The following is a 21,910-nucleotide window of genomic DNA, read 5'->3' on the forward strand; positions in this document are numbered from 1 at the left end:
AAAATCAAACCGCCGCGCTTGCTCATCTGTCAATAATAACGATAAATACTTCACCCCCAATCAGCACACATACGTCATATAACCAAGTTAACGCTACGTTTGTTTCGCGTTTTCGTAATGCCACCTCATCATTTTACTTCACTTTAAGCCTTTTATCCCAACCTTCAAAATAATTGGAATGCGACTGCGAGCTTGAGGCACACGTGCATTGGGGACGTTTTCCATTTGCCAGACACGGAAGCCTCTCCGTTTTGGCAGCGAAGCGCCGGTAATTGCGAAACGGTTTCTTCGAAATCTCGAGTTGGCACCGCAACAAACCGCATTCAAACGTCAGCTTTCAGCCGACCGAGATGCCATGAGGTCTTGATGACTACCCCTGTTTCCGCCCGTTTTTCTCCCAAATCGGTATCGACAAAAATCCTTCTCATTGTCGAGTTCGTCACGGCCTTCACGATTATCGTCGCCGCCCTTGCGATCTTCCAGATGTCGAAGATTGGCGCGGAGATCACGGCGATCGCCGAGCATGACATTCCACTGACCAGGGAACTCAACAGCGTCACCGTTGGGCAGCTTGAACAGGCGATCCTGTTGGAGCGCATGTTACGGGCGGGCAAGATTGGCTCCCTCGATGACGATGAGCTTTACCGGGAAAGCCGCGACGCCTTCATGAAGCTGTCCGCCAAGGTCGACGAGGCCATCGTGAGCAGCCGGACGATTGCGGAAAGCGGCCTTGGCGCGGCGAAGACGCCTGCTGCCGTGGAAGAGTTTCGCGCGGTTCTCGATCAGATCGCGGAGATCGAGAAAACCCACAAGACCTTCGCCCAGCATGTGGAGGAAGCTGCCTCCCTGATCGAGGCGGGCAAAGTCGATGAGGCGATCCATTTGGGAGAGACGATAGAGGCGGAAGAAGAGAGACTTGATCAGCGTCTGATCTCGACACTCAACACCATTGAGTCCTTCACTGCGAATGCGGCGACCAACGCTGAAAACCACGAACACGAGGCCCTGATGCAACTGATCGCCGTGTCGGTTGTCTCCGTCATTCTCGGGGCGTCCCTGGCGATCTTCTTCGCCCGTCGGGGGATCGCTGCGCCGCTGCGTTCGGTTGCTGGCGCGCTGACCGCGCTGGCGCGCGGCGACACGACGGCCAATGTCGACGTCAACAGCCGCGACGAGGTCGGGCAGGTCGCAGGTGCTTTTGGGACGTTCCGCGAAAACCTGATCGAGATGGAACGTCTGCGCGAGCAGGCCGCGGAAGAAGAAGCGCGCGTCGAGCAGGAAAAACGCGATGCGATGATGCGCCTTGCCGACGAGCTTGAGAGAACCGTCAAGACAATCGCCATGCAGCTTTCCTCCGCGGTGGAGGAGCTTTCGACGGTCGCAACCTCCATGGCGGAAAACGCCAACCAGACCCGCGAACGCGCCTCAACCGTTGCTGCGGCGTCTGAACAGGCCTCCTCCAACATCCAGACGGTGGCAGCGGCCTCTGAAGAACTGTCAGCCTCCATCGCCGAAATCAGCCGACAGGTGACCAAGGCTCTGGACCTGTCCGCCCATTCCACCGATCAGGCGCGCACCTCCAACGAAACCGTGGAAGGGCTATCGGCCTCCACCGCACGTATCGATGAAGTGATCAAGCTCATTTCCGACATCGCCGACCAGACCAATCTCCTCGCGCTCAACGCCACCATCGAGGCCGCGCGGGCGGGTGAAGCGGGCAAGGGCTTCGCCGTCGTCGCTTCCGAGGTCAAGAACCTCGCCAATCAGACGGGCCGCGCCACGGAGGATATCGGCAACCACATCCAGCAGATGCAGTCGGGCTCAAAGCTCACCGCAGAAGCGATTGTCGGTGTCGTGCAGGCCATCGCGTCCATCGACGAGCAGATTGCAGGCATCGCCTCAGCCATTGAGGAACAGAACGCCGTGACCTCGGAAATCGCCCGCAACGCCAGCGAGGTCGCAGACGGCTCCACGAGCATTTCCTCAAATATCGCCGATGTCAGCAACGACACGCTGAATTCAAGCGCCTCGGCGGACCAGATCCGCGCAACGGTTCAAAGCCTCGGCGAACAATCGAGCCTGCTGACATCTGAGCTGGATCGCTTCCTGACGACCATTCGCGCAGCCTGACCGGCCCGACCGGATCGAGCCGAAACGACATGATGGGCGGCTGGGGCGCACCCGTCCCGCCGCCCTTTCGTCATTCAGTGCTTTTGCGCTGCGGCGCGGGCCGCCACGGCGCGTTCTCGCAGGAACGCATAGACGCCGGTGGCGATCAGGATGCCGCTGCCTGTCAGGGTCTGCCAGTCAGGAACATCATTCCAGACGACAAGACCGATGATCATGGCCCAGATCACGATGGAATAACGGAACGGGGCGACGACCACCATGTCACCGGTGCGCACCGCGATGATGATAAAGACGAAGCCAACCAGCAAGAAAGCGGCAGCGGCCACCAGAAGGGAGAATTGCTGGACATCGGGCATGTGCCAGGTCTCGAAGAAGGCCATGCCTGGCCCGACCAGGCAGGTCATCACCAGGACACTCATCAGCGCCGCGCCGAAGGAATTGACCTCAAGGGGGATATGGCGGGTAACGAGATCGCGCCCGGACATGAAAACCACGCCCACAAGCGCCGACAAGGACCAGACGCTGAACCCGGAAAAGCCCGGCCGCACGATCAGCAGAACGCCGCAAAAGCCCACAAGCACCGCGCCCCAGCGCCGCCAGCCGACCTGCTCGCCCAGAAAAAGAGCCGAAGCGGCCACGATCAGCAGCGGCAGGGCCTGAAGAATGGAGGTCGCGTTGGCGATAGGCAGGTGGGCGAGCGCCGCAAGGTAGAAGATGCTGGCAAAGGTCTCGCATAATGCCCGCATGATCACGGCGGGATGCAACAGCAGGCGCGGGCGTTCAAGCGCACCGGTCATCCATGCAATGGCTCCAACGAAAAGACAGGCGAAAAACCCGCGCAAGAAGATGATCTGGCCGAGCGGCAGATCGGTGGAGACGAATTTCACCATGGAATCGTTGACGATGAACCCGGCCGAGGCCAGCAACATCGCCGCAATTCCGCGCCCGTTCTCCTTGAAATCCGCCATGCATATCCCTTTACGACAACCCCAGTCTCGCACTGACAAGAGCCGACGTTTATAGAGCCGCACGCTCAAAGGAAAGACGGCATTGAAGCCGCACCCCATGCCGCAACGTCACAGGAGCAACCCGCGCGCACAGGGGGAGAACGAAGCGCAAGCCGCTCTCGGCGTTGTTGGGAAACGCCAATAACCGCGAGCACTTAAAACAAACATCAAGCTTCCGCTTCGGGTGCCGAAGACGGAACGCACATGGATTTGCGCAAGACCCAGCCAGGATGATCCTTGAGCCATCGCTGCGCTTCCGGCTCGCCATATCGAGCGCATTGCGATGCGGGAACGTGCTCGGCAAAGAACGGAAGTTGAACCACCTTGCAGTTTGCGGGGGCCTGGGCGAGGCAGACGGAAAGCGCGAGGATCAGCATGTGAGGGCACCTCTTTGGTCGGGCTCAAATCCTTCTTACGAAACTCACTCTCTACAAACGAACCATCAGATGCTCTTTTCGAGCCTGTCGGCTGGCACGCAGCGCCATTTCTTGACCTGCCATCCCGGATGGGTGAGATGCCATTTGGCGACCTCAGGCTGACCGAAACGCATACACTGCATCGGGGTTGCGTATTCGGCAAGGTAGGTCAGATTGACCTCCTTGCAGGTGGCGGGGGTGGTGGCGAGGCAGACGGATAGGGCAAGTACGAGCATATCAGTATTCCGGAGCTTGCCTTGCAGGAAGGCAGGTTTGCGTTCAGGCGCTCTCCCCTTGGGCATGCATCCCGTCTTTCGGCTGCCTGGGCAGCTCTCTTTCATGCCACCTGACCAGTGAACCGCAATAAGCGCGCCAGAACCATCCGCCCGACTACGCTCGTATCGGAAACATCCGTTAAAACACTTTGATATATTGAATGATATGCCTCTCGGGCCCAATATCCGCTGCTGCCTGTGGCAAGAAATGCTTTGCCTTGACGCCTAGTCCGCCCGTTTCAGCGGCAGATTGGTCAACAGGTTCTGTGGCTTGACCTTGAGACGTCGATCCGGGGTCATGGCGAGCCCGATCCAGACCGGCTTGCCACGCATGGTTTCGATCAGATCTTCGCTGTTTTCAAAATCCATTCTGAAAAGCGCGACAATACGGGCCAGAGCTTCCGGCTCCAGCGGCGTCTGCTGATAAAGGGCATTGAGAATCCGGCTGGCCTCAGCATCGAGCCCCACATGCCATGTCCAGCGTTCATCGCGGATCGAGCGCTGCGGCTGAATGCGCACGGTTATCCCGTGAAAATGCCTCACCCAGGCTTCAAGAACGCGTGCAAAGGCATCGAGCGCCGGCTGGGTGAAGCGAAAATCGATGGCGGTGTCGAAGCGGTCGGATCGTTCCCAGTAAACCGCCTTGTTGTCCTCGTCGAGCACATCGAGCGCGATCTCGCGCATCGGTGTTCCCGCTTCCACCAGCAAGGCACCGAGACCGCCGAAACCGCCTGTCTCCGCCCGCATCTCCACGATCTCCGCATCGGCGAGCATGAGCTGTTCGTTCTCGGTGGAGATGGTCTGTTCGCGAAAAAGCAATTCACCAGCCTTCACCCGCATGGGATCACTCGCGTCCTCCAGGATGTTGCGGGTGATGAGATGGACCATCTGGTCGACGATCATGGCGGGCAGATGCGGGGCGTCGCCTGCAAAGAGCGCAGCATATGCACCTTCTACCGTGCGGTGATGGACGAGGAAGTCGCGAAACCCCAGGATGAAGCGGTAATTGTCCGCTGCATCCTCGTCCTGGATGGCGGCAATCTCGTTCGGCGACACGTCCGCGCGTGGGCTCGCCATCAGCTTCTCGAAAAGCGCGTTTTCCGCCGCACAGGATTCCGCCACGGGGTGGATCTCGGGGCGCGTGTAATAGGCGCGGAGGTAATCGTCCGTTACTGCAAGCCAGCCGGCCTCGGTGCGCTCGACAAGATGTCGACCGGCCGACTTCCAGAAATCAGGCATTCCCGTCCTCCACCACGTCCCACACAAGTGCATGTTGCGCCGATGCGGGAGACGGCATCACCCGAAACTCCTCCCGGATGCCGCCAGCATCATCATGGGCGCGGCTGACCGACAACAGCGTGTTGGGGGGCTGACCTTGCGCCAATTCCGCCGCGAAATCTATCTCCCCGCGCGCCACGGGCAAGGCTGCGGCCAGGTCGGGCGCGCCATAGACGCTTACGAAATGCATCGCCAGCGCCTGCACCAGCGCTTCCAGCTCGTTTTCCGCAATCTCCGCCACCATCACCAAGGTGGATCGGCCAAAGCTCTCAAGCGACAGGAAGCCGTTAGCGAAGGCCTGCCGCGTCTTGCCGCGGATCTCGTCGGGCTCTAGCTCGCAGAACTCGAAACCGCCGGGCACCGCCCATTCGCCCGGCCCGGCCGCCGCCTCGAAAATCTGGCTGTCAGAGGTGTCGAGACGAATGGTACGCAGGAAACTCGGCATGAGGGAATCCGTCGGAGTTGTCGTGGTGGGCAGCCGGCCTCACAAGGCCGGTTCGGTGGCTCCCGCCACACTACGCGATCATCGGTAAAATGGAATGAATGGCGTGGGGCAATTTCCTCAAATCCGGATGCAACGGTGCGATTTTCCCCAATCCGCACCGCGCCCTCTCCCCCGGAGATTGCACATTGAGGGGGATCAGAGCTCAAGAAGGACGCTTCCCGCATCCCCCTCCAGCAAAAGCCCGCCGCGATCATCAAGACCGCGCACACGACCGCGATAAAGTGTGCCATCGCGTTCTATCTCGGCCTCGCCATCCTCCCGTCCTCGTGCACGGAAGGTCCATGCCTCTCGCACCGGCGCAAATCCGTCCTGCTGCCACGTATCGATCCATGTCAGCAGGTGCCGCGCCCAGGCGGAGATCAGATCTTCCGCTGCGATCTCACCGCAACCCTCGTCATAGAGCGTTGTGCGGTCCGGCGTGAGACCCGGCTCGACTCCCTCGCCGACATTCGCGTGCAAGGCAACCCTGAGACCGAGCACCAGCCAGTCTGGCGCGCCCGCACCGTCGAACGTCTCGCTCATTTCCAGGCTGACATGTCCCACGATCCCGTCATTGGCCCGAAGCGTCGACGGCCAGTCCCAGGTTATGCCGACCTCAGGGGGAATGAGCGCGCCGATCGCATCGGCGGCCGCCACCATTCCGACTAAGAGCATCTGGCGGCAGAGCTCCGGTGTAACTTCCGGTTCCAGCACCAGGGCCATGGCGACGCCCTCCGCGGTCGCCTGCCAAACGAGATCGCCCGCGCCATAGTGCCCGGCCTCGGCGCCCAGACGCGCAGCCTCTTCGGGCGACGTTGCAGAAACGGCGGCATGGGCAGTCAGAAGTGGCGGCAAGCACAGGGCCGATGATGACATCATGTGATTTCTCTTACGGACAGAGTGGCCGCTCACGAAGCATCGTATGCGGTCTTTCGCAGGCCCACCCAATGTACTGTCTGGAAGCGGTCCTGTCGCAATGGAGCGTGGCGAGACTGGGCAGGTTTCTCGCATCACGGGCGCACGGCTTAGGGGCCATGCGCAGGGCGTGTCGCGTCCATAAACTGTGGGCGGGTCTCAGTGCTCCCCCGGCCGCAGCCCCATGCCGGGATCGAGGCGGACGGAGCCCGTGTCGCTGGTGTAGACGGTGGCGGAGGACATATCGAGGGTGGTGTCCAGGATCAGCGCCGCGCTGATGGCGATCAGCACGCCAAGCGATATGCCGCTCAAGAAGGCCTTCATTACGACATGTCCTCACTTCACTCAGGGACCCATTGATACGGGCTCTTTGCAACAAGAGCCCAGGTCGCAACAGGTTCCCGCCTCAGATTTCCAGTTCTCCGGATGGACCGGCAGGGGCGCGCACTCAATCAGGCACGCGCCTCGGCGGTCTCCTTGCGGGCCTCTTCCGCCTCGCGGGCCTGCGCCTCCTCAACCTCCTTCACCCAGAGGTTGTGATGCTCCTTCGCCCAATTGAGATCGACCTCGCCGGTGCCCATCGCCTCGAACGCGCCCTCCATTCCCAGGGAACCGATATAGACATGCGCGATGATGATGCAGATCAGCGCGATGGCAATGATCGCGTGCCAGAGCTGGGCGAGTTGCTGTTCGTGAATGGGCGCAAGACCGGTCGGCAATGAGGTGCCAAAGATCGCGTTCACCACTTCGAACGTCGCGGAAAACAGGTGCGTGGTGAACGGAAAGATCATCGACCAACCCGATATGGAAGCTGACAGCCCTGCCAGCATCACCGACCAGAAGATGAGTTTCTGCCCCGCATTGAACTTGCGCGCGTCCACATGGAGGCCCTTCGTGAACAGCCCCCCGCCCTTCATCAACCAGATCAGATCGATGTAGCGCGGAATATTGTATTTCACCCACATCACGAAGAGCACGGTCAGCCCCGTCATGAAGGCGAAGGCCATGTAATTGTGCATGAGCTTGCCGACATGGGTGATCGCCGCGAAGGCCTCCTTGCCAATGACCGGCTCCAACACATAGCGGCCGTAGAGCAGGTTCAGGCCCGTCAGCGCCATGACGATGAAGGACGACGCCGCCAGCCAGTGGCCGGTGCGCTCGATAAAGGTGAAGCGGGTGATGGTCTTGCCGGAACGACCGTTTTCGATACGAATGCGCCCGCGGATCGCAAAGAAGAGCGCCACGACGATCACCATGCCCAGCATGGCCCACACGCCGTAGGTCGACAGCGGACCGTTGCGGAAAGCGCGCCAGTTGTCACCCTCCGACTGGATCAGCGTTGCCGCCTTCTTGTCGGGGATGGAGACCTTGCCTTCCGCCGAACCATTCCGGATCGCCCGCCACAGATCGGCATCGGATTTCGTCCCCAGCGCATCGCCCGGCACATGACCGTCGACGGGGTTCTGACGAAGTTCCGGAGCACCAACGGGCTGCGCCAAAGCCGATGACACGCCCACACCCGGCACGAAAGTGACAGCGAAAGCAGCCAGAAGGAAAGCCATGGCGAGGCCGGCCAGGCGCGCGCAAAGGACATCGGCGAACCGACGCCCGCCATGCCGCGACCACCCTTCCTTGCTGTAATCTCGCCCCATCAACTCTCTCCCTGCTGCCGACATGCCCTGGTTTTCCCGCATGCTCGGATCAGTTCTTCTGCTTGAGGACGCGCAGTTGAAGCGCACGTTCCTGCTGCGCGGTGAGCGGAGTGTCCTTTTTCCCGCCATACTCGCCATGAACGTAGTGCAGCGGACGGCCCTGCTCTTCCTCACGGCACGATGCGAGCCCCGCGGCGAACACAACGAGCGCCAGCACTTTCAAAACGGTCGAGAAACCAGCCGACACAGCAACTCCCTTCACACATCCTTTGCCGGGATAGTGGGCGCATCCTTTCAAGGACGCCCCGCTCAATCCCGACCTCTCAGATCGGGTCTCTGGCACGAGAATGGCCGGACCACCTGTCGCGTCCAGCCATCCTGCCTGTCCGTGAGAGCAGCAACGCCTCCGCGCCTGTCTCTCCAAACCCTGATGCGGGCCTGCCTGAAAGTGCGCGCCTTAAAGCGAGCCCGCCTTTTTCTCGTAGGCCGTCCCCCAGCCCCAAGCGCCGGAGCCGAAACCGCGGGCGACAATACGCTCGCGATAGATCTGGGAAACCACGTTACCGTCACCGGCCAGAAGCGCCTTGGTGGAACACATTTCCGCACAAAGCGGCAGCTTGCCTTCCGCCAGACGGTTGCTCCCGTATTTCTGGAACTCGGCCGCGGAATTGTCTTTCTCCGGACCACCACCGCAGAAGGTGCACTTGTCCATCTTGCCGCGCGAGCCGTAATTACCAGCCTGCGGATATTGCGGCGCTCCGAAGGGACAGGCGTAGAAGCAGTAACCACAACCGATGCAGAGGTCCTTGGAGTGGAGAACCACCCCTTCCTCGGTCTGGTAGAAGCAGTCCACCGGACACACCGCCATGCAGGGCGCATCCGAGCAGTGCATGCAGGCCACCGAGATCGAGCGCTCGCCGGGCTTGCCGTCCTGAATGGTGACGACCCGTCGGCGGTTCACGCCCCAGGGAACCTCGTTCTCGTTCTTGCAGGCCGTGACGCAGGCGTTGCACTCGATGCAGCGTTCGGCGTCACACAGGAATTTCATTCGTGCCATTGGTCAAATCCCCCTCAAGCCCGCTCGATCCGGCAGAGCGTCGCCTTGGTTTCCTGCATCTGGGTGACGGAGTCGTAGCCGTAGGTCTGGGCCGTGTTCGTGGATTCGCCCAGTACATAAGGATCAGCGCCGCTCGGGTATTTTGAACGAAGATCCTCGCCCTGATACCAGCCACCGAAGTGGAAGGGCATGAAGGCCACGCCCTTGCCCACGCGCTCGGTGATCATCGCCTTGACTTTCACCTTGCCGCCTTCCGGACCGTGGACCCAGATCATCTCACCGTCGCGTACGCCGACATTGTTGGCGTCCATCGGGTTGATCTCGCAGAACATGTCCTGCTGAAGCTCGGCGAGCCACGGGTTGGAGCGCGTCTCGTCGCCGCCGCCCTCATATTCGACCAGCCGGCCCGAGGTCAGGATGATCGGGAAATCCTTCGAGAAGTCATTCTCCTGGATCGACTTGTAGAGCGTGGGCAAGCGCCAGAAGGTCTTGTCCTCATAGGTCGCGTATTTGTCGAGCAGATCGCGCCGGTTGGTGTAGAGCGGCTCGCGGTGCAGCGGGATCGGATCCGGGAAGGTCCAGACCACCGCACGCGCCTTGGCGTTGCCGAAGGGTGCGCAGCCGTGCTTGATCGCGACGCGCTGGATGCCACCGGACAGATCCGTCTTCCAGTTCACGCCACCGACCTTGGTGTCGTAATCGGACGGAATGTCGCCAGTCTGCGAGGTCTCACCAACCTCTGCATCGTCCGGACGGGCTTCGAGGAGGCCGGCCACCCATTCGATCATCCTGCGCTCGTAGGGCGTCAGGTCCTTGTCCCAGCCGAGCTTAATCAGCATGGCCATGGTGAATTCCGGGTAGCCGTCCTCGATCTCCGAGCCGACGGGCCAGGAGCCTTCCGCCAGCAGGTTCTCGCCGTTGCGCTCCACGCCGAAACGGGCGCGGAAGCAAAGGCCGCCTTCCGCCACAGGGATGGAGGTGTCATAGAGGTTGGCGGTGCCGGGATGGCCCATTTCCGCCGTGCCCCATGACGGCCACGGCAAACCGTAGAAATCGCCGTCGCAGGGACCGCCATTCGCCCTGAGCGTGGTGCGGTCGAAGGTGTATTGATTTTCCATGTGGAGCTTCAGACGCTCCGGTGACTGGCCGGTATAGCCGATGGTCCACATGCCCTTGTTGAACTCGCGGGTGAGGTCTTCCACCAGCGGCTCGCCGTCCTTGACCTCGATATGCTTGAACATCTCGTCCGCGAAGCCGAACTTCTCGGCGAACATGTGCATGATCGTGTGGTCGGGCTTGGATTCAAACAGCGGCTCCACGATCTTCTGGCGCCACTGAAGGGATCGGTTCGACGCGGTGACGGACCCATAGGTCTCGAACTGGGTCGTCGCGGGAAGCAGGTAGACGCCATCGGTGCGATCCGACAGGATCGCCGAAACGGTGGGATAGGGATCGATCACCACGAGGATGTCGAGCTTCTCCATCGCCTTTTTCATGTCCGGCAGACGCGTCTGCGAGTTCGGCGCATGCCCCCAGAAGACCATGCCCTTCACGTTGTCCGGCTGCTCGATGTTTTCCTTGGCTTCCAGAACGCCGTCGAACCAGCGCGAGACCGGGATGCCGGTGGCGTTGATCATCGACTTGTCTTTGCCGTCGGCGTCCTTCTCGCCACTCAGCGCGAAGCGGCCATAGAGATAATCGAAATCGACGTCCCAGACGCGCGCCCAGTGCTTCCAAGCGCCGTTGCTCAGGCCGTAATAGCCGGGCAACGTGTCGGCGAGAACGCCCAGATCGGTCGCGCCCTGCACGTTGTCATGGCCGCGGAAGATGTTGGTGCCCCCACCGGCCTTGCCCATATTGCCCAGCGCAAGCTGCAGGATACAGTAGGCGCGGGTGTTGTTGTTGCCGTTGGTGTGCTGGGTGCCGCCCATGCACCAGATGACGGTGCCGGGACGGTTGTTGACCAGTGTGCGCGCAACACGCTTGAGCTGGGAACCGGGAACGCCGGTGACGCGCTCGGTCTCTTCCGGGGTCCACTTCTTGATCTCGTTCTTGACCTCGTCCATGCCCCAGACGCGCTGGCGGATGAACTCCCGGTCTTCCCAACCGTTTTCAAAAATGTGCCAAAGGAGGCCCCAGACCAGCGCCACGTCGGAACCGGGACGGAACCGGACATATTCGGTGGCATGCGCCGCGGTACGGGTGAAGCGCGGGTCGCAGACGATCAACGGCGCGTTGTTCTCTTCCTTGCACTTCAGCAGGTGCAACAGCGAGACCGGATGGGCCTCGGCCGGGTTGCCGCCGATGACGAAAATCGCCTTCGAATTGTGGATGTCGTTGTAGGAGTTCGTCATCGCGCCATAGCCCCAGGTGTTGGCGACACCTGCGACCGTGGTGGAGTGACAGATACGGGCCTGATGGTCGACATTGTTCGTGCCCCAGAAGGCCGCGAACTTGCGCATCAGGTAGGCTTGCTCGTTGGAGTGTTTGGCCGAGCCCAGCCAGTAGACGCTGTCGGGACCGGAGCTTTCGCGGATCTCAAGCAGCTTGTCGCCGACTTCGGCGATCGCCTCGTCCCACGAGATACGCTGCCACTTGCCGTTGACGAGCTTGGTCGGATATTTCAGACGTCGCTCACCGTGGGCATGCTCGCGCACCGAGGCCCCCTTGGCGCAGTGCGAGCCGAGATTGAAGGGGCTGTCGAAGCCAGGCTCCTGCCCGGTCCAAACACCGTCCTGAACCTCTGCCAGAACCGTGCAGCCGACCGAGCAGTGTGTGCAGACCGTCTTCAGGGTCTTTGTGTCGCCGGAGGAAGGCTCTGCCGCCTCAGCCTTGCGAACCATGCCGCTGGACAGGCCGGATACCGCGGCCAGACCGCCGACGGTCAGACCGGAGCGCTTGAGGAAACTGCGGCGATCGATGGCTCCAGCAGCCACATCGCGCAGGGCGGTCGCCAGTGGCGCGCGCTCGGCTGTGCCGTTTACCTTCTTCCTGAGCATTGTCTTCTCCCTGACAATCATGAGGCGCGGCCATCTGGCGACAACAAGCCCGGATCAACCGATCCGGGCGGGCACTGACCCGCGCAATTTTCTTTTCGGGGCGGGCTCCTAGAAGCGGGCCGTCTCGTAGGCGCGCTTGACGTGTTCAGTCACCCGGTAGCCACCGGGACGGCCCTCTTCCACGGCCTCGGCAGCCCCCGCATCCGCGCCCGTAATCACCGCCGCGCCACCGGCCAGGGTTCCAAGGCTGGCAAGCTTGAGGAAGCCACGACGATCCGTCCGCGCCGCGTTGTCGTCGATTTCATTCGCGTCCAGCTTTTTCGAACCATCCACGGACATGACGTCCTCCTTGTTCACAAACCGTTCTTTACGTCTTGTCATTGACGGCGCTTGCGCGCCTTGTTTTCCGGGCGGGGCGCACTTGCGCCACCTATAGGACCAGCCCCGAAGCCTCCCCAGGATGTTCAGTCAACCATCTCGAACCCAGATTGTTCGATGCCGAGGAACACGCGCCCCAGCGTTCCAAGCGGCGCGTAAAAGTGCGCGGCTTGAGCTTTTTCGAGATCGCGGAAAAAGTAAGGCCCCCAGTCAGCCAGATGCGCCGTGAAGAAGGCTTTCTGGGTGGCGAGGTCGGCAGGATTTCCGAACCGGCCGACAATCAGCCCGGCCATCATGTCCAGAATGGCGGCCATGTGATCTTCCGGCTCACGCACTGAAGGATCCCGCTCAATGCCGAGCTCCTTCATTCGGGCGCGAAGGCGGGCCAGCGGCTTTTCGTTCAAGAACCCGGTGAGATAGTAGGACGCATAGGGAAGCAGCTCACCACGCCCCAGACCAATGAAGAGATCATGGTATTCGCGCGCCAAACGGTCGCTCGCCTGCTCGTTTGGCGACAGCGCATCCGGCGAGCATTCGCGCGCCAAAGCGGCCATCACCCCAAGCGGACGCCCCAGATCGCTCGCATCGCCTGTCAGGCGCGCAAGGTCGGCAAGCATCGCGGTGTCAGGCGGCGCGGAAAGCAAACGCGCGACGAGCCCGTAGAGACGAGCGCGCATTGCGTCCTCTTCCCCCAAGGGAATCTCGTTCGGCGCAGGTGTTATCCGCGCAGGGCTCGCTGTCATGTTCTAATTCTCCCAATTCCAATTCTAGGCAGGAGACCACTCGACAGCAACCGGAAAATATATTGCAACGCAAACACTTACGCGAAAATAGCACGACTGGTTTAACATGCATTCGTTCCGGTATTTAGACAAAATCCGGAACGGAAATCACAGAAAAACACATTTCACATAGCGCTGCGCAAGCGAGGCTGTCACCGGGACACCCAGCGCCAGTATTTCCACGGAAGGGCTTGCGCATGCACTGGCGCTCAGTCGGACCGGCTGGGTGCCGGTCCGATTCGAGATATCGCGTATTTGAGGGATGCCCCGTGAACGTGAGGGGTCAGTCGAACACAATGGCAGGGGCGGCCTGCGCGCCGTCCTGCCTGTTTCGTGCAACCTCTTCCCAGACCTTGGTCGCAATCTCGCGATAGAGCGCGGCATGCGGACCGTCGGGCTCGGATACGACAACAGGGGTGCCCGCGTCCGAGCGCGCCCGGATTTCCATGTGAAGCGGAACCTCACCAAGGAACGGGACACCCAGTTTTTCGGCCTCGGCGCGCGCGCCGCCATGACCGAATATGTCGGACCGCTCACCGCAGGAAGGGCACAGGAAGTAACTCATGTTCTCCACGATACCGAGGACAGGCACATCGACCTTTCGGAACATGTTGAGGCCCTTGCGGGCATCGATCAGCGCCAAATCCTGCGGCGTGGAGACGATGACGGCGCCGGCCAGCGGCACCTGCTGAGCCATGGTGAGCTGAGCATCGCCGGTTCCAGGAGGCATGTCGACGACAAGCGCGTCAAGCTCGCCCCACGCGACCTCGCGCAACATCTGCGTGAGAGCCGACATGACCATGGGCCCGCGCCAGATCATCGGGGTTTCCTCCTCCACGAGGAACCCCATGGACATGACCTTCAAACCGTAGCCCTCAAGCGGCTTGAGAACGCGGCCCGATACGGGCTCTGGGCGACCGGTGAGATGAAGAAGGCGCGGCAACGAGGGGCCGTAGATATCGGCATCGAGAATGCCGACCTTGAGGCCGTTCGCCTTCAGCGCAAGCGCCAGATTGACAGCGGTGGTGGATTTGCCCACGCCGCCCTTGCCGGATGCGACGGCAATGATCGCACCAACACCGGGAACGCCCGGCTTCTCAGAATTGCCTTGTGCGGCCGGCCCACTCCTTCCGGCCATCGGCGGCGGCACGCTGCCGGCCTGCGCGGCGGAAGGCGCGGGGCGCACCGGCGCTGCGGCGGGAGCCGGCGACGGCGAGCCCGGTTTCTTCTCAGCCGTCAATGCCACCATGACCTTGCCGACACCCGGGATCTCGGAAACGATCCGCTCTGCGGCCTGACGCAGCGGCTCCAGTTCCTGAGCGCGCTCGGAGGGAACGGTGATGGAGAAGATCACCCGCCCATCGGAAATGAAAATGTCGGAGACCAGACCGAGCGAGACGATGTCGCTTTCCAGATCCGGCCCCTTCACCATGGAAAGCCGTTGCAGCACTGCTTCCTTGGTCACGTCAGCCATAAGCGGTTACCCCATTTCATTCGAAGCCAGCCCCGGCATCGGGGCGTGGAAATCCTGCGGCGTAAACTAGCTCGGTCTTTCGCCGGGTCAATCGGAACGCGGGGTCTATTCGGGAACTGTTGAAGACGGAACGCCGCGAGCGGCCCTCACGGCGGGAGGACCTATTCGCCAAGAAAACGACGCATCGCGGCAAGGGTCCCGGCAGAAACATGGTGCTCCATTCCCTCGGAATCGATGCGCGCGGTATCGGGATCGACACCAAGGGCCAGCAGGAAGCGTTCCACGATCTCGTGGCGAAGGCGAGACGCATCCGCCATGGCGCGCCCTCTTTCGGTCAGGAATATGCCGCGATAGCGTCGGGTCTCCAAAAGGCCTTCTTCAGCAAGACGACGCAGCATCTTGGCAACTGTCGGCTGGGTCACCCCGAGACGCGCGGCGATATCAACCTGCCGCGCTTCGCCCTGATGGGTCAGAAGGTCATCGATCAGTTCGATGTAATCTTCGGCCAACTCGCTGCGGCGCGCGGCGCGGACCTTGCAAAACCCCGCCCGATGCTTGGCTTCGTCGACGAGAACCTTTCCGCCATCGTTCACGTGCGAGTTTGCAGCCATTGCTCCTGTTTCCCGATATGTGCGCGTTTTCGCCCTACCCAGCGCTTAGCCACGCTCGCCCCCGCATTGGTGCCAGAAAAGATGCTCGCCCGGCAAGATGCCTCCGCCTGGCTGAGACCCCATTCGCGAAGCGGCCGCAACGAGGGAAGTTGGCCGCAGCCGATGCCCCACCACCCCCTGGCGGGAACACAACCGCGACCAACCCTCTCCCACCTTCAGTACTTCCACACAAACTTTGTATTGGCAAACTAATATAGCAAAGGCTATATTTACGGTAGGTTCACTCCCGTCCCGTCGATAAAATCAGCGACCCGAACAGGGCGCGGACTGGAACTGCACCAATCCTAAAACGAAAGCCAAGAAGCCCTTCCCCGCTCACGCCCGAGCCCTCCATACGCGAACCGGACCATTTCCTGCGCAAGTTGTCCATAAGATCCAGTGTGTGCCCATGAGCAAAAACATGAACCTCTCCCAGCGCACCACGGAAGACATTCGCGCGGCCCTTTCGGGTGAAAAGCGCGGCTCTGCGCTCTTGTTTGCCGGACCGGCCATCATCGCCTCCATCGCCTACATGGATCCGGGCAATTTCGCCACGAACATCCAGGCCGGCGCACGGTACGGCTACGCGCTTTTGTGGGTGGTTCTGGCGGCGAACCTGATTGCCATGCTGTTCCAGTCGTTGTCGGCCAAACTCGGCATTGCCACGGGATTGAACCTGGCGGAAATCTGCCGTGCGCGGTTTCCCCGACCCGTCGTCTGGTTCATGTGGGGGGCCAGCGAAATCGCGGCGATGGCGACGGATCTCGCGGAGTTCCTCGGCGGCGCCATCGGGCTGGCGCTGCTGGTCAACATGCCGCTGATCTGGGGCATGGTGGTGACCGCAATCGTGACCTATGCGATCCTGCTGTTCGAACGCTCGGGCTTTCGCACCATGGAACTGATCATCGGTTCGCTGGTGACCCTGATCGGAGCCTGCTACGTGGTCGAACTGTTCATTGCCCCCGTGCAATGGGGATCGGCGGCGAGCGGGATCGTAAGCTTCCAGATCCCGGACGCCTTTGCGCTGACAATCGCCGTCGGCATCGTCGGCGCGACAGTGATGCCACACGCGCTGTTCCTGCATTCGGGCCTGACACAGCACCGCGCAGGCCGCGTGACGGTGGAGCAGAAACGCAAGCTTTTGCGGTTCTCAAACCGCGAGGTGATCATTGCGTTGGCAATTGCCGGGCTGGTGAACATGGCGATGGTGATCATGGCGGCCGCCGCTTTTCACCTCGGCCATTCAGATGTGGCCGAAATCGAAACCGCCTATCACACCCTGACACCGCTTTTGGGTGCGGCGGCAGCCGCCGTCTTCCTGATTTCCCTGATCGCATCGGGCATTTCCAGCTCGGTGGTCGGCACGATGGCGGGCCAATTGATCATGCAGGGCTTCACAGGAATGCGCATTCCGGTCTGGCTCAGACGATTGATTACCATGGTGCCCGCCTTCGTCATCATCGCGATGGGCGCCGATGCCACGATGGCGCTGGTGGTCAGTCAGGTGATCCTGTCACTGGTGCTGCCCATTCCGATGGTCGCTCTGGTTCTTGTCACCGGAAAACGCTCCGTGATGGGAGAATTCCGCAACAGCCGGCTTACACAAGGCGCGGCAATCGCCGGAACATTGCTCGTCCTCTCGCTCAATGCGATCTTGCTGACGCAGATATTTGGATTGCCGATCCCGTTTCTGGACTGAAAAGCATCCGGCGGCCACACGTCAGATCAGTATATTCACCAAGAAGTATCGACGCATCGACCTATCAATGAACATGGGTCAAAGACCGCAAGAAATTGAAAAAGACACATTCAAGCCAACTTTATGGCAACTATACTGATGTCAAAAACTGGACCATTCTGCATACTGCCTGATCTCGAATCGCGAGACCAAACTTCCGACACTCCGAGCTCAAATGAACACATTCTTCAAAGTCCTTGCCGCCGCCATACGACCGTCCACACTGGCCCCTGCTCCGAAGATGAAACGGAAGCGGCAATATGCGGCGCTGCCGGTGCGTATGAAGGATGGAAAGCTCGAAGTTCTCCTGATCACAAGCCGAGGCACCGGTCGGTGGATCATCCCCAAGGGATGGCCGAAGAAACAACGCTCTCCCCACAAGCTGGCGCTGCTTGAGGCCTACGAGGAAGCGGGCATTCGCGGCAAGATCGAGCGTCTGGAGATCGGACACTACGACTATATCAAGTGGATCGACGAGCATCACAGCGTGGCGTGCCGAGTCGGCGTCTTCGTGATGAAAGTCCGCGACATGCTCGACAAATGGCCCGAGATGAACGAACGCAAACGTCGCTGGGTCTCTCCCGAGGAGGCCTCAGACTTGGTCGATGAGCCGCAATTGTCGGCGCTTCTGGCGAGCCTTCATGCGCAGAAAATCACACAAAAGCCACTTAAGTCGGCGTGACTTTTTAACGCCGAGCGCACAGAAGCATTGTCATAAAACTGTCATCCGCCTATGACCGGGCGCTGTAACGGTGTATTGGGGCCGCGCGAACACGCGCCATGCGTGTGCGCTCGTTCCCCGACACAGGCATTTTTCCCAAGACCGGCAACGAAGACAGGCTGATCAGGATGACCGTGAAAGGCCAAGGTTCGCAGCGCGAGACAGCGATGCGCAAGACCTCTCTCGACAAGGATCTAAACAAGTTTCTGACCCTGGACATCGCCCGGCGGTCGGTTTCCTCCCGTCTGACGGCTCCGGGTGTCGCGATCCTTTTCATCGTGGTTGTCGGCCTTTATGCCGGCCTGACACTGGGCATCTCCGATACCACGCTGTTCATCATGATCGCCGCGATGCTGGGCGGCTACATGGCCCTGACCATTGGCGCGAATGATGTGGCCAACAATGTGGGCCCGGCCGTGGGCGCTCGCGCCCTGACGCTTGTCGGCGCGTTGATCATTGCCGCCATCTGCGAAACCGCGGGGGCGCTGCTGGCCGGTGGCGACGTCGTGGCGACCATATCCAAGGGTATCATTGATCCTGTTGCCGTAGCCGACAGGAACATCTTCATGTGGGCGATGATGGCGGCACTGTTTTCGTCCGCCGTGTGGGTCCATCTGGCAACATGGATCGGGGCCCCCGTCTCCACGACGCATTCTGTTGTTGGCGGCGTCATGGGCGCAGGTGTCGCAGCCGTCGGCTTTTCCGCGGTCAACTGGGCCACGATGAGCGCCATCGTGGCGAGCTGGGTGATCTCTCCGCTCATGGGCGGCGTCATCGCGGCCCTGTTTCTGGCCGTCATCAAGATCAACATCGTCTATCAGGACGACAAGATTGCGGCGGCGCGCAAATGGGTGCCGTTGCTCATGGCCGTCATGGCCGGCGCCTTCACCAGCTATCTTTGCATGAAGGGCCTGCGCAAGATTTGGCACCCCACCACCTATGAAATCGTCGGGATCTCCTTCTCCGTTCTGGTGTTGACCTATATCGCTTCCAAGCCGTGGGTCTATTACCAATCGCAGGGGATGGAGAACCGCAACCAGTCGCTGCGCAAGCTCTTCCATGTCCCACTGATCGCTGCAGCCGCCCTGCTCTCCTTCGCGCATGGCGCCAATGATGTCGCCAATGCCGTCGGCCCGCTGGCGGCCATCGTCCATACGATCCAGTTTGGCGACGTATCCTCCAAGGTGCACATCCCGATCTGGATCATGGTGCTGGGCGGGATGGGTATTTCGCTGGGGCTATTGCTGTATGGGCCGCGCATCATCCGCATGGTCGGCGAGCAGATCACCAAGATGAACCCCATGCGCGCCTATTGCGTGTCGCTGTCGGCGGCAACCACAGTGATCGTGGCTTCCGCGCTGGGCCTGCCGGTTTCCTCCACCCATATCGCGGTTGGGGCGGTTTTCGGGGTCGGCTTCTTCCGTGAGTATTACACCGCCCACAGCAAGCGGCGGCGGGAATATGTCCGCAAGAAGGGCCGCGGCGGATCGGATCTGTGGGACGAAAAGCTCGCCTCGCCGGACGAGTTGCAGCGCCGCAAGCTGGTGCGCCGCGCGCATTTCACCACCATCATCGCCGCGTGGGTGATCACCGTCCCCGCAGCCGCCGCCCTTTCCGCCTCCATCTATTACCTGTCGCTGCTGATCCGCTGAGCCGGCCTTCGCGCGACTTGGCAATTCAAGCCAGGCTAGGCTATGCAACTGGGACGCATTCGGCGCGGGGTCTCTCCGCGCCGCCTCCCCCTTATGCTCACCAGACCGGCCCGACCATGATCGCGATCACCGACAAAATCGCCATCGAAGATGACGAGATCGAGGAAGTCTTCATCAGATCCGCGGGACCGGGCGGCCAGAACGTCAACAAGGTTTCAAGCGCGGTGCAGCTGCGCTTCGACATCCGCCATTCCCCCTCACTTCCAGACTATGTGAAGAGCAAGGCGGAAACGCTTGCCGGATCGCGGCTGACCAAGGATGGGGTGATCGTCATTCAGGCCATGCGCTTCCGCACACAAGAGCAGAACCGCGCCGACGCGATGGAGCGGCTTGTGGAGCTTCTGCAAAAGGCGGCGGAACGTCAGGCCTATCGGGTCAAGACCAAGCCCACGCGCGCCTCAAAGAAGCGTCGTATGGACAGCAAGACAAAGCGTGGGGCGGTGAAGAAACTAAGGTCCGGCAAGATCGGCACGGACTGAGATGGGGGCGATGCCGCCGATGGCGGCGGCATCGCATCTTATAGTCCGTGATCAGGCGCCATATTGTTCGCGCGCGAAGGCCGCAAGGCCAGCGGCCTCAAGCTTCGACATCGGAGCAAGGAAGGTCACCTGGACGACACCCGGCTCGCGGCCGATTTCGATGGCGCCGTTGATCGTGGCGCGGTTCATCACCTCTGCAACCGTCATGTCGAGAAGCCGGGCCGCGCGGTTGAGACCGCAGGTCGTGGCCGCATTCAGGTCCGGGCCGGTGCCGATGACGGAGATCGGCGCGCTTTCCTCAACCTTATCGACGCCCCAGCGCTTGGCCAGACCACGGGCCTTGACCTTTTCCGCCTCCGAGAAAGGCCTTGCGAGCGGCGGCAGATCCTCAACCAGCGGGAACAGCACCGGGCCTTCAAGCGTGCGACCCTTCACCACTTCCACCTGCATGGTGACGGAGCCGGCGACATCCATCGTATGGCCAGCAATCTCGCCGTCGCCCTGCGCGGCGTGCATGTCGCCGATATAGATGCCACCACCGGCTGTCTTGACCGGCACGACAAGGATGGAGCCGGCGCGCACGGCGTCGATGTCCATGTGACCGTCGGTCCGATGCTGGGCGAGTTCCTCCGCCGTCAGCGCATAGGGATGCGGCGCGCCGATGAGGGCAGAGCCGAAATCGCCCGCGTTGTGGCTGTCAGGCATGGCCTTGGACGGTGTGGACCCGAGCTGACCGAGGAAGGGCCGCATGCGGATCATCACGCCGGCCATGTCGGAGGGCGCAAAGGTCAGGACCGGGTGCTGGGCCGAATTGTCCGGCAGCGCCGCGTAGTGCGGAGCCTCATGGGCGATCTCGTCGGCCGCCTTTTTCGGCAGGGTCAGGCCCACGGCACGCGTATCGTCAAAGGCGACCGTGTAGCCATGCTCGAACTGGAAGGGGGTCACCGGGTTGCCGCAGGTATCGCAGATGACCGACTTCTGTCCGATGCCCTCAACATGGGTTTCCGGCCAGAGCTTGTCGCAGGTGGGGCAGCGGGCGGCGACGTATGGGTCGCCCAGGAAGTAGCCCTCAGGCGAGCTGTCATGGCCAGACGCGGTGGCGAGCGAGGTCACGGTGATATCGCGGATCCTGAGAGCGATGGCATCGCCGGGCTCGGCGCCCTCCACCGCCACCGGGCGGGTGACCTCGTGGCCGCCGCGCAGGCGCGGGGTGATCATCGGCCCCCAGCAGCCTGGCGCGGTATTGGCGATGATGGTGCCGCCGTCCTGGACGGGGCCCAGCATCGGCTGCTCGGGATCGAGGACACCATTGGTGAAGGTGTCGACCATCACGCTGCGCTTGGCCGGCGCTGCTGCGGAAACGTCGCGTTCGACTGCTGCCATCTTATTCTCCATTTTGGGTTCTACCCGTATGTCACCGCGGAAAGGCGGCGGTGTTCGTTCATGTCGAAGCCGGCTTGAGGCCGACTTTCATCCCCCCCGCATCGGCGGCACCAGCGCAAGCGGCTCATCGGCTGGGACCACCTCATCCTCGCCGAGCACACGTTCACCTGAGATGAGCAGACAGCCAGCCAGCACGTCGCCGAGTTCGGGACGCGCTTCGGCAATGCCGGCGCGCAGGGCGGCGACACTTGGGACTGCTGGGATTGGAATGTCGAGAAAGGGCGCTCCGGCATGCTCAGCCAGGCTCGCGCGTAACCTGACACGCCGAAATTCGACAGGAGGGTGCAGTTTCGTCTCGGACAAGGCGTGGCTCCCTTCTC

Annotated in this window: 21 protein-coding genes; 5 read left to right on the plus strand and 16 right to left on the minus strand. The window is 61.4% G+C overall.

Translation table 11 applies throughout. The annotated features are described in order from the left end of the window. Positions 1 to 366 precede the first annotated feature (366 nt). Positions 367 to 2,130, plus strand: a complete 1,764-nt coding sequence (locus tag ABGM93_RS07365; RefSeq protein WP_321504865.1) for a methyl-accepting chemotaxis protein — start codon at positions 367 to 369, stop codon at positions 2,128 to 2,130. 74 nt (positions 2,131 to 2,204) lie between these two features. Here the strand turns inward: ABGM93_RS07365 and ABGM93_RS07370 are convergent, their stop codons facing one another. The 14 genes from ABGM93_RS07370 to mntR form a co-directional block, all read right to left on the minus strand. Next, positions 2,205 to 3,098, minus strand: coding sequence for a DMT family transporter (locus ABGM93_RS07370; RefSeq protein WP_321504867.1), 894 nt, complete (start codon positions 3,096 to 3,098; stop codon positions 2,205 to 2,207). A gap of 481 nt (positions 3,099 to 3,579) precedes the next feature. Beyond that, positions 3,580 to 3,789, minus strand: coding sequence for a hypothetical protein (locus ABGM93_RS07375; protein WP_321504869.1), 210 nt, complete (start codon positions 3,787 to 3,789; stop codon positions 3,580 to 3,582). A 264-nt stretch (positions 3,790 to 4,053) separates the two neighbouring features. Continuing rightward, positions 4,054 to 5,067 carry a DUF6352 family protein gene (locus ABGM93_RS07380; protein WP_321504873.1) on the minus strand — a complete coding sequence of 338 codons (1,014 nt, stop codon included), beginning with the start codon at positions 5,065 to 5,067 and terminating at the stop codon, positions 4,054 to 4,056. Beyond that, positions 5,060 to 5,551 carry a DUF6505 family protein gene (locus tag ABGM93_RS07385; RefSeq protein ID WP_321504875.1) on the minus strand — a complete coding sequence of 164 codons (492 nt, stop codon included), beginning with the start codon at positions 5,549 to 5,551 and terminating at the stop codon, positions 5,060 to 5,062. Before ABGM93_RS07385 ends, ABGM93_RS07380 begins: the two co-directional genes overlap by 8 nt. 195 nt (positions 5,552 to 5,746) lie before the next feature. Beyond that, on the minus strand, positions 5,747 to 6,469 hold the full coding sequence (locus ABGM93_RS07390) for a biotin/lipoate--protein ligase family protein (protein ID WP_321504877.1): 723 nt from the start codon (positions 6,467 to 6,469) through the stop codon (positions 5,747 to 5,749). A 195-nt stretch (positions 6,470 to 6,664) separates the two neighbouring features. After that, positions 6,665 to 6,829, minus strand: coding sequence for a hypothetical protein (locus ABGM93_RS07395; RefSeq protein ID WP_321336072.1), 165 nt, complete (start codon positions 6,827 to 6,829; stop codon positions 6,665 to 6,667). 128 nt (positions 6,830 to 6,957) lie between these two features. Continuing rightward, positions 6,958 to 8,157: a formate dehydrogenase subunit gamma gene (locus tag ABGM93_RS07400; protein ID WP_319775734.1), complete on the minus strand. Its 1,200-nt coding sequence runs from the start codon at positions 8,155 to 8,157 to the stop codon at positions 6,958 to 6,960. 49 nt (positions 8,158 to 8,206) lie between these two features. After that, positions 8,207 to 8,404, minus strand: coding sequence for a hypothetical protein (locus ABGM93_RS07405; RefSeq protein WP_321504880.1), 198 nt, complete (start codon positions 8,402 to 8,404; stop codon positions 8,207 to 8,209). A gap of 210 nt (positions 8,405 to 8,614) precedes the next feature. Further along, positions 8,615 to 9,214: a formate dehydrogenase FDH3 subunit beta gene (fdh3B, locus tag ABGM93_RS07410; RefSeq protein ID WP_321504881.1), complete on the minus strand. Its 600-nt coding sequence runs from the start codon at positions 9,212 to 9,214 to the stop codon at positions 8,615 to 8,617. 14 nt (positions 9,215 to 9,228) lie between these two features. Continuing rightward, the gene (locus ABGM93_RS07415) at positions 9,229 to 12,213 is read right to left on the minus strand and encodes a formate dehydrogenase subunit alpha (protein ID WP_321504883.1); all 2,985 of its coding nucleotides are present in this window, start codon (positions 12,211 to 12,213) and stop codon (positions 9,229 to 9,231) included. Positions 12,214 to 12,321: 108 nt separating this feature from the next. Then, on the minus strand, positions 12,322 to 12,552 hold the full coding sequence (locus tag ABGM93_RS07420) for a twin-arginine translocation signal domain-containing protein (protein ID WP_321504885.1): 231 nt from the start codon (positions 12,550 to 12,552) through the stop codon (positions 12,322 to 12,324). A gap of 125 nt (positions 12,553 to 12,677) precedes the next feature. Further along, a complete protein-coding gene (locus ABGM93_RS07425; RefSeq protein ID WP_321504887.1) occupies positions 12,678 to 13,268 on the minus strand; it encodes a molecular chaperone TorD family protein in 591 nt (196 codons plus the stop codon). Between the two features lie 388 nt (positions 13,269 to 13,656). Continuing rightward, entirely contained in the window at positions 13,657 to 14,847 is a 1,191-nt protein-coding gene (gene apbC, locus ABGM93_RS07430; RefSeq protein WP_321504889.1) for an iron-sulfur cluster carrier protein ApbC, read from the minus strand. 161 nt (positions 14,848 to 15,008) lie between these two features. Further along, positions 15,009 to 15,458 (minus strand): manganese-binding transcriptional regulator MntR, encoded by a 450-nt coding sequence (gene mntR, locus ABGM93_RS07435; RefSeq protein ID WP_321504890.1) that lies wholly within the window; start codon positions 15,456 to 15,458, stop codon positions 15,009 to 15,011. Between the two features lie 460 nt (positions 15,459 to 15,918). Between mntR and ABGM93_RS07440 the strand changes: the two genes are divergently transcribed. The 4 genes from ABGM93_RS07440 (at position 15,919) to arfB (ending at position 20,147) form a co-directional block, all read left to right on the plus strand. After that, positions 15,919 to 17,196 (plus strand): Nramp family divalent metal transporter, encoded by a 1,278-nt coding sequence (locus tag ABGM93_RS07440; RefSeq protein ID WP_321504894.1) that lies wholly within the window; start codon positions 15,919 to 15,921, stop codon positions 17,194 to 17,196. Positions 17,197 to 17,410: 214 nt separating this feature from the next. Continuing rightward, positions 17,411 to 17,917: an NUDIX hydrolase gene (locus ABGM93_RS07445; RefSeq protein WP_321504897.1), complete on the plus strand. Its 507-nt coding sequence runs from the start codon at positions 17,411 to 17,413 to the stop codon at positions 17,915 to 17,917. A gap of 206 nt (positions 17,918 to 18,123) precedes the next feature. Beyond that, entirely contained in the window at positions 18,124 to 19,608 is a 1,485-nt protein-coding gene (locus tag ABGM93_RS07450) for an inorganic phosphate transporter (protein ID WP_321504899.1), read from the plus strand. Positions 19,609 to 19,724: 116 nt separating this feature from the next. Continuing rightward, complete coding sequence (arfB, locus tag ABGM93_RS07455; RefSeq protein WP_319771847.1) at positions 19,725 to 20,147, plus strand: alternative ribosome rescue aminoacyl-tRNA hydrolase ArfB; 423 nt, start codon at positions 19,725 to 19,727, stop codon at positions 20,145 to 20,147. 51 nt (positions 20,148 to 20,198) lie between these two features. Here arfB and ABGM93_RS07460 read toward each other — a convergent pair whose 3' ends face one another. Further along, entirely contained in the window at positions 20,199 to 21,530 is a 1,332-nt protein-coding gene (locus tag ABGM93_RS07460) for an acetamidase/formamidase family protein (RefSeq protein WP_321504901.1), read from the minus strand. A gap of 87 nt (positions 21,531 to 21,617) precedes the next feature. After that, positions 21,618 to 21,893 carry a hypothetical protein gene (locus ABGM93_RS07465; RefSeq protein WP_321504903.1) on the minus strand — a complete coding sequence of 92 codons (276 nt, stop codon included), beginning with the start codon at positions 21,891 to 21,893 and terminating at the stop codon, positions 21,618 to 21,620. Between the last annotated feature and the right edge of the window lie 17 nt (positions 21,894 to 21,910).

Source organism: Breoghania sp., from assembly GCF_963674635.1.
Classification (GTDB): Bacteria; Pseudomonadota; Alphaproteobacteria; order Rhizobiales; family Stappiaceae; genus Breoghania.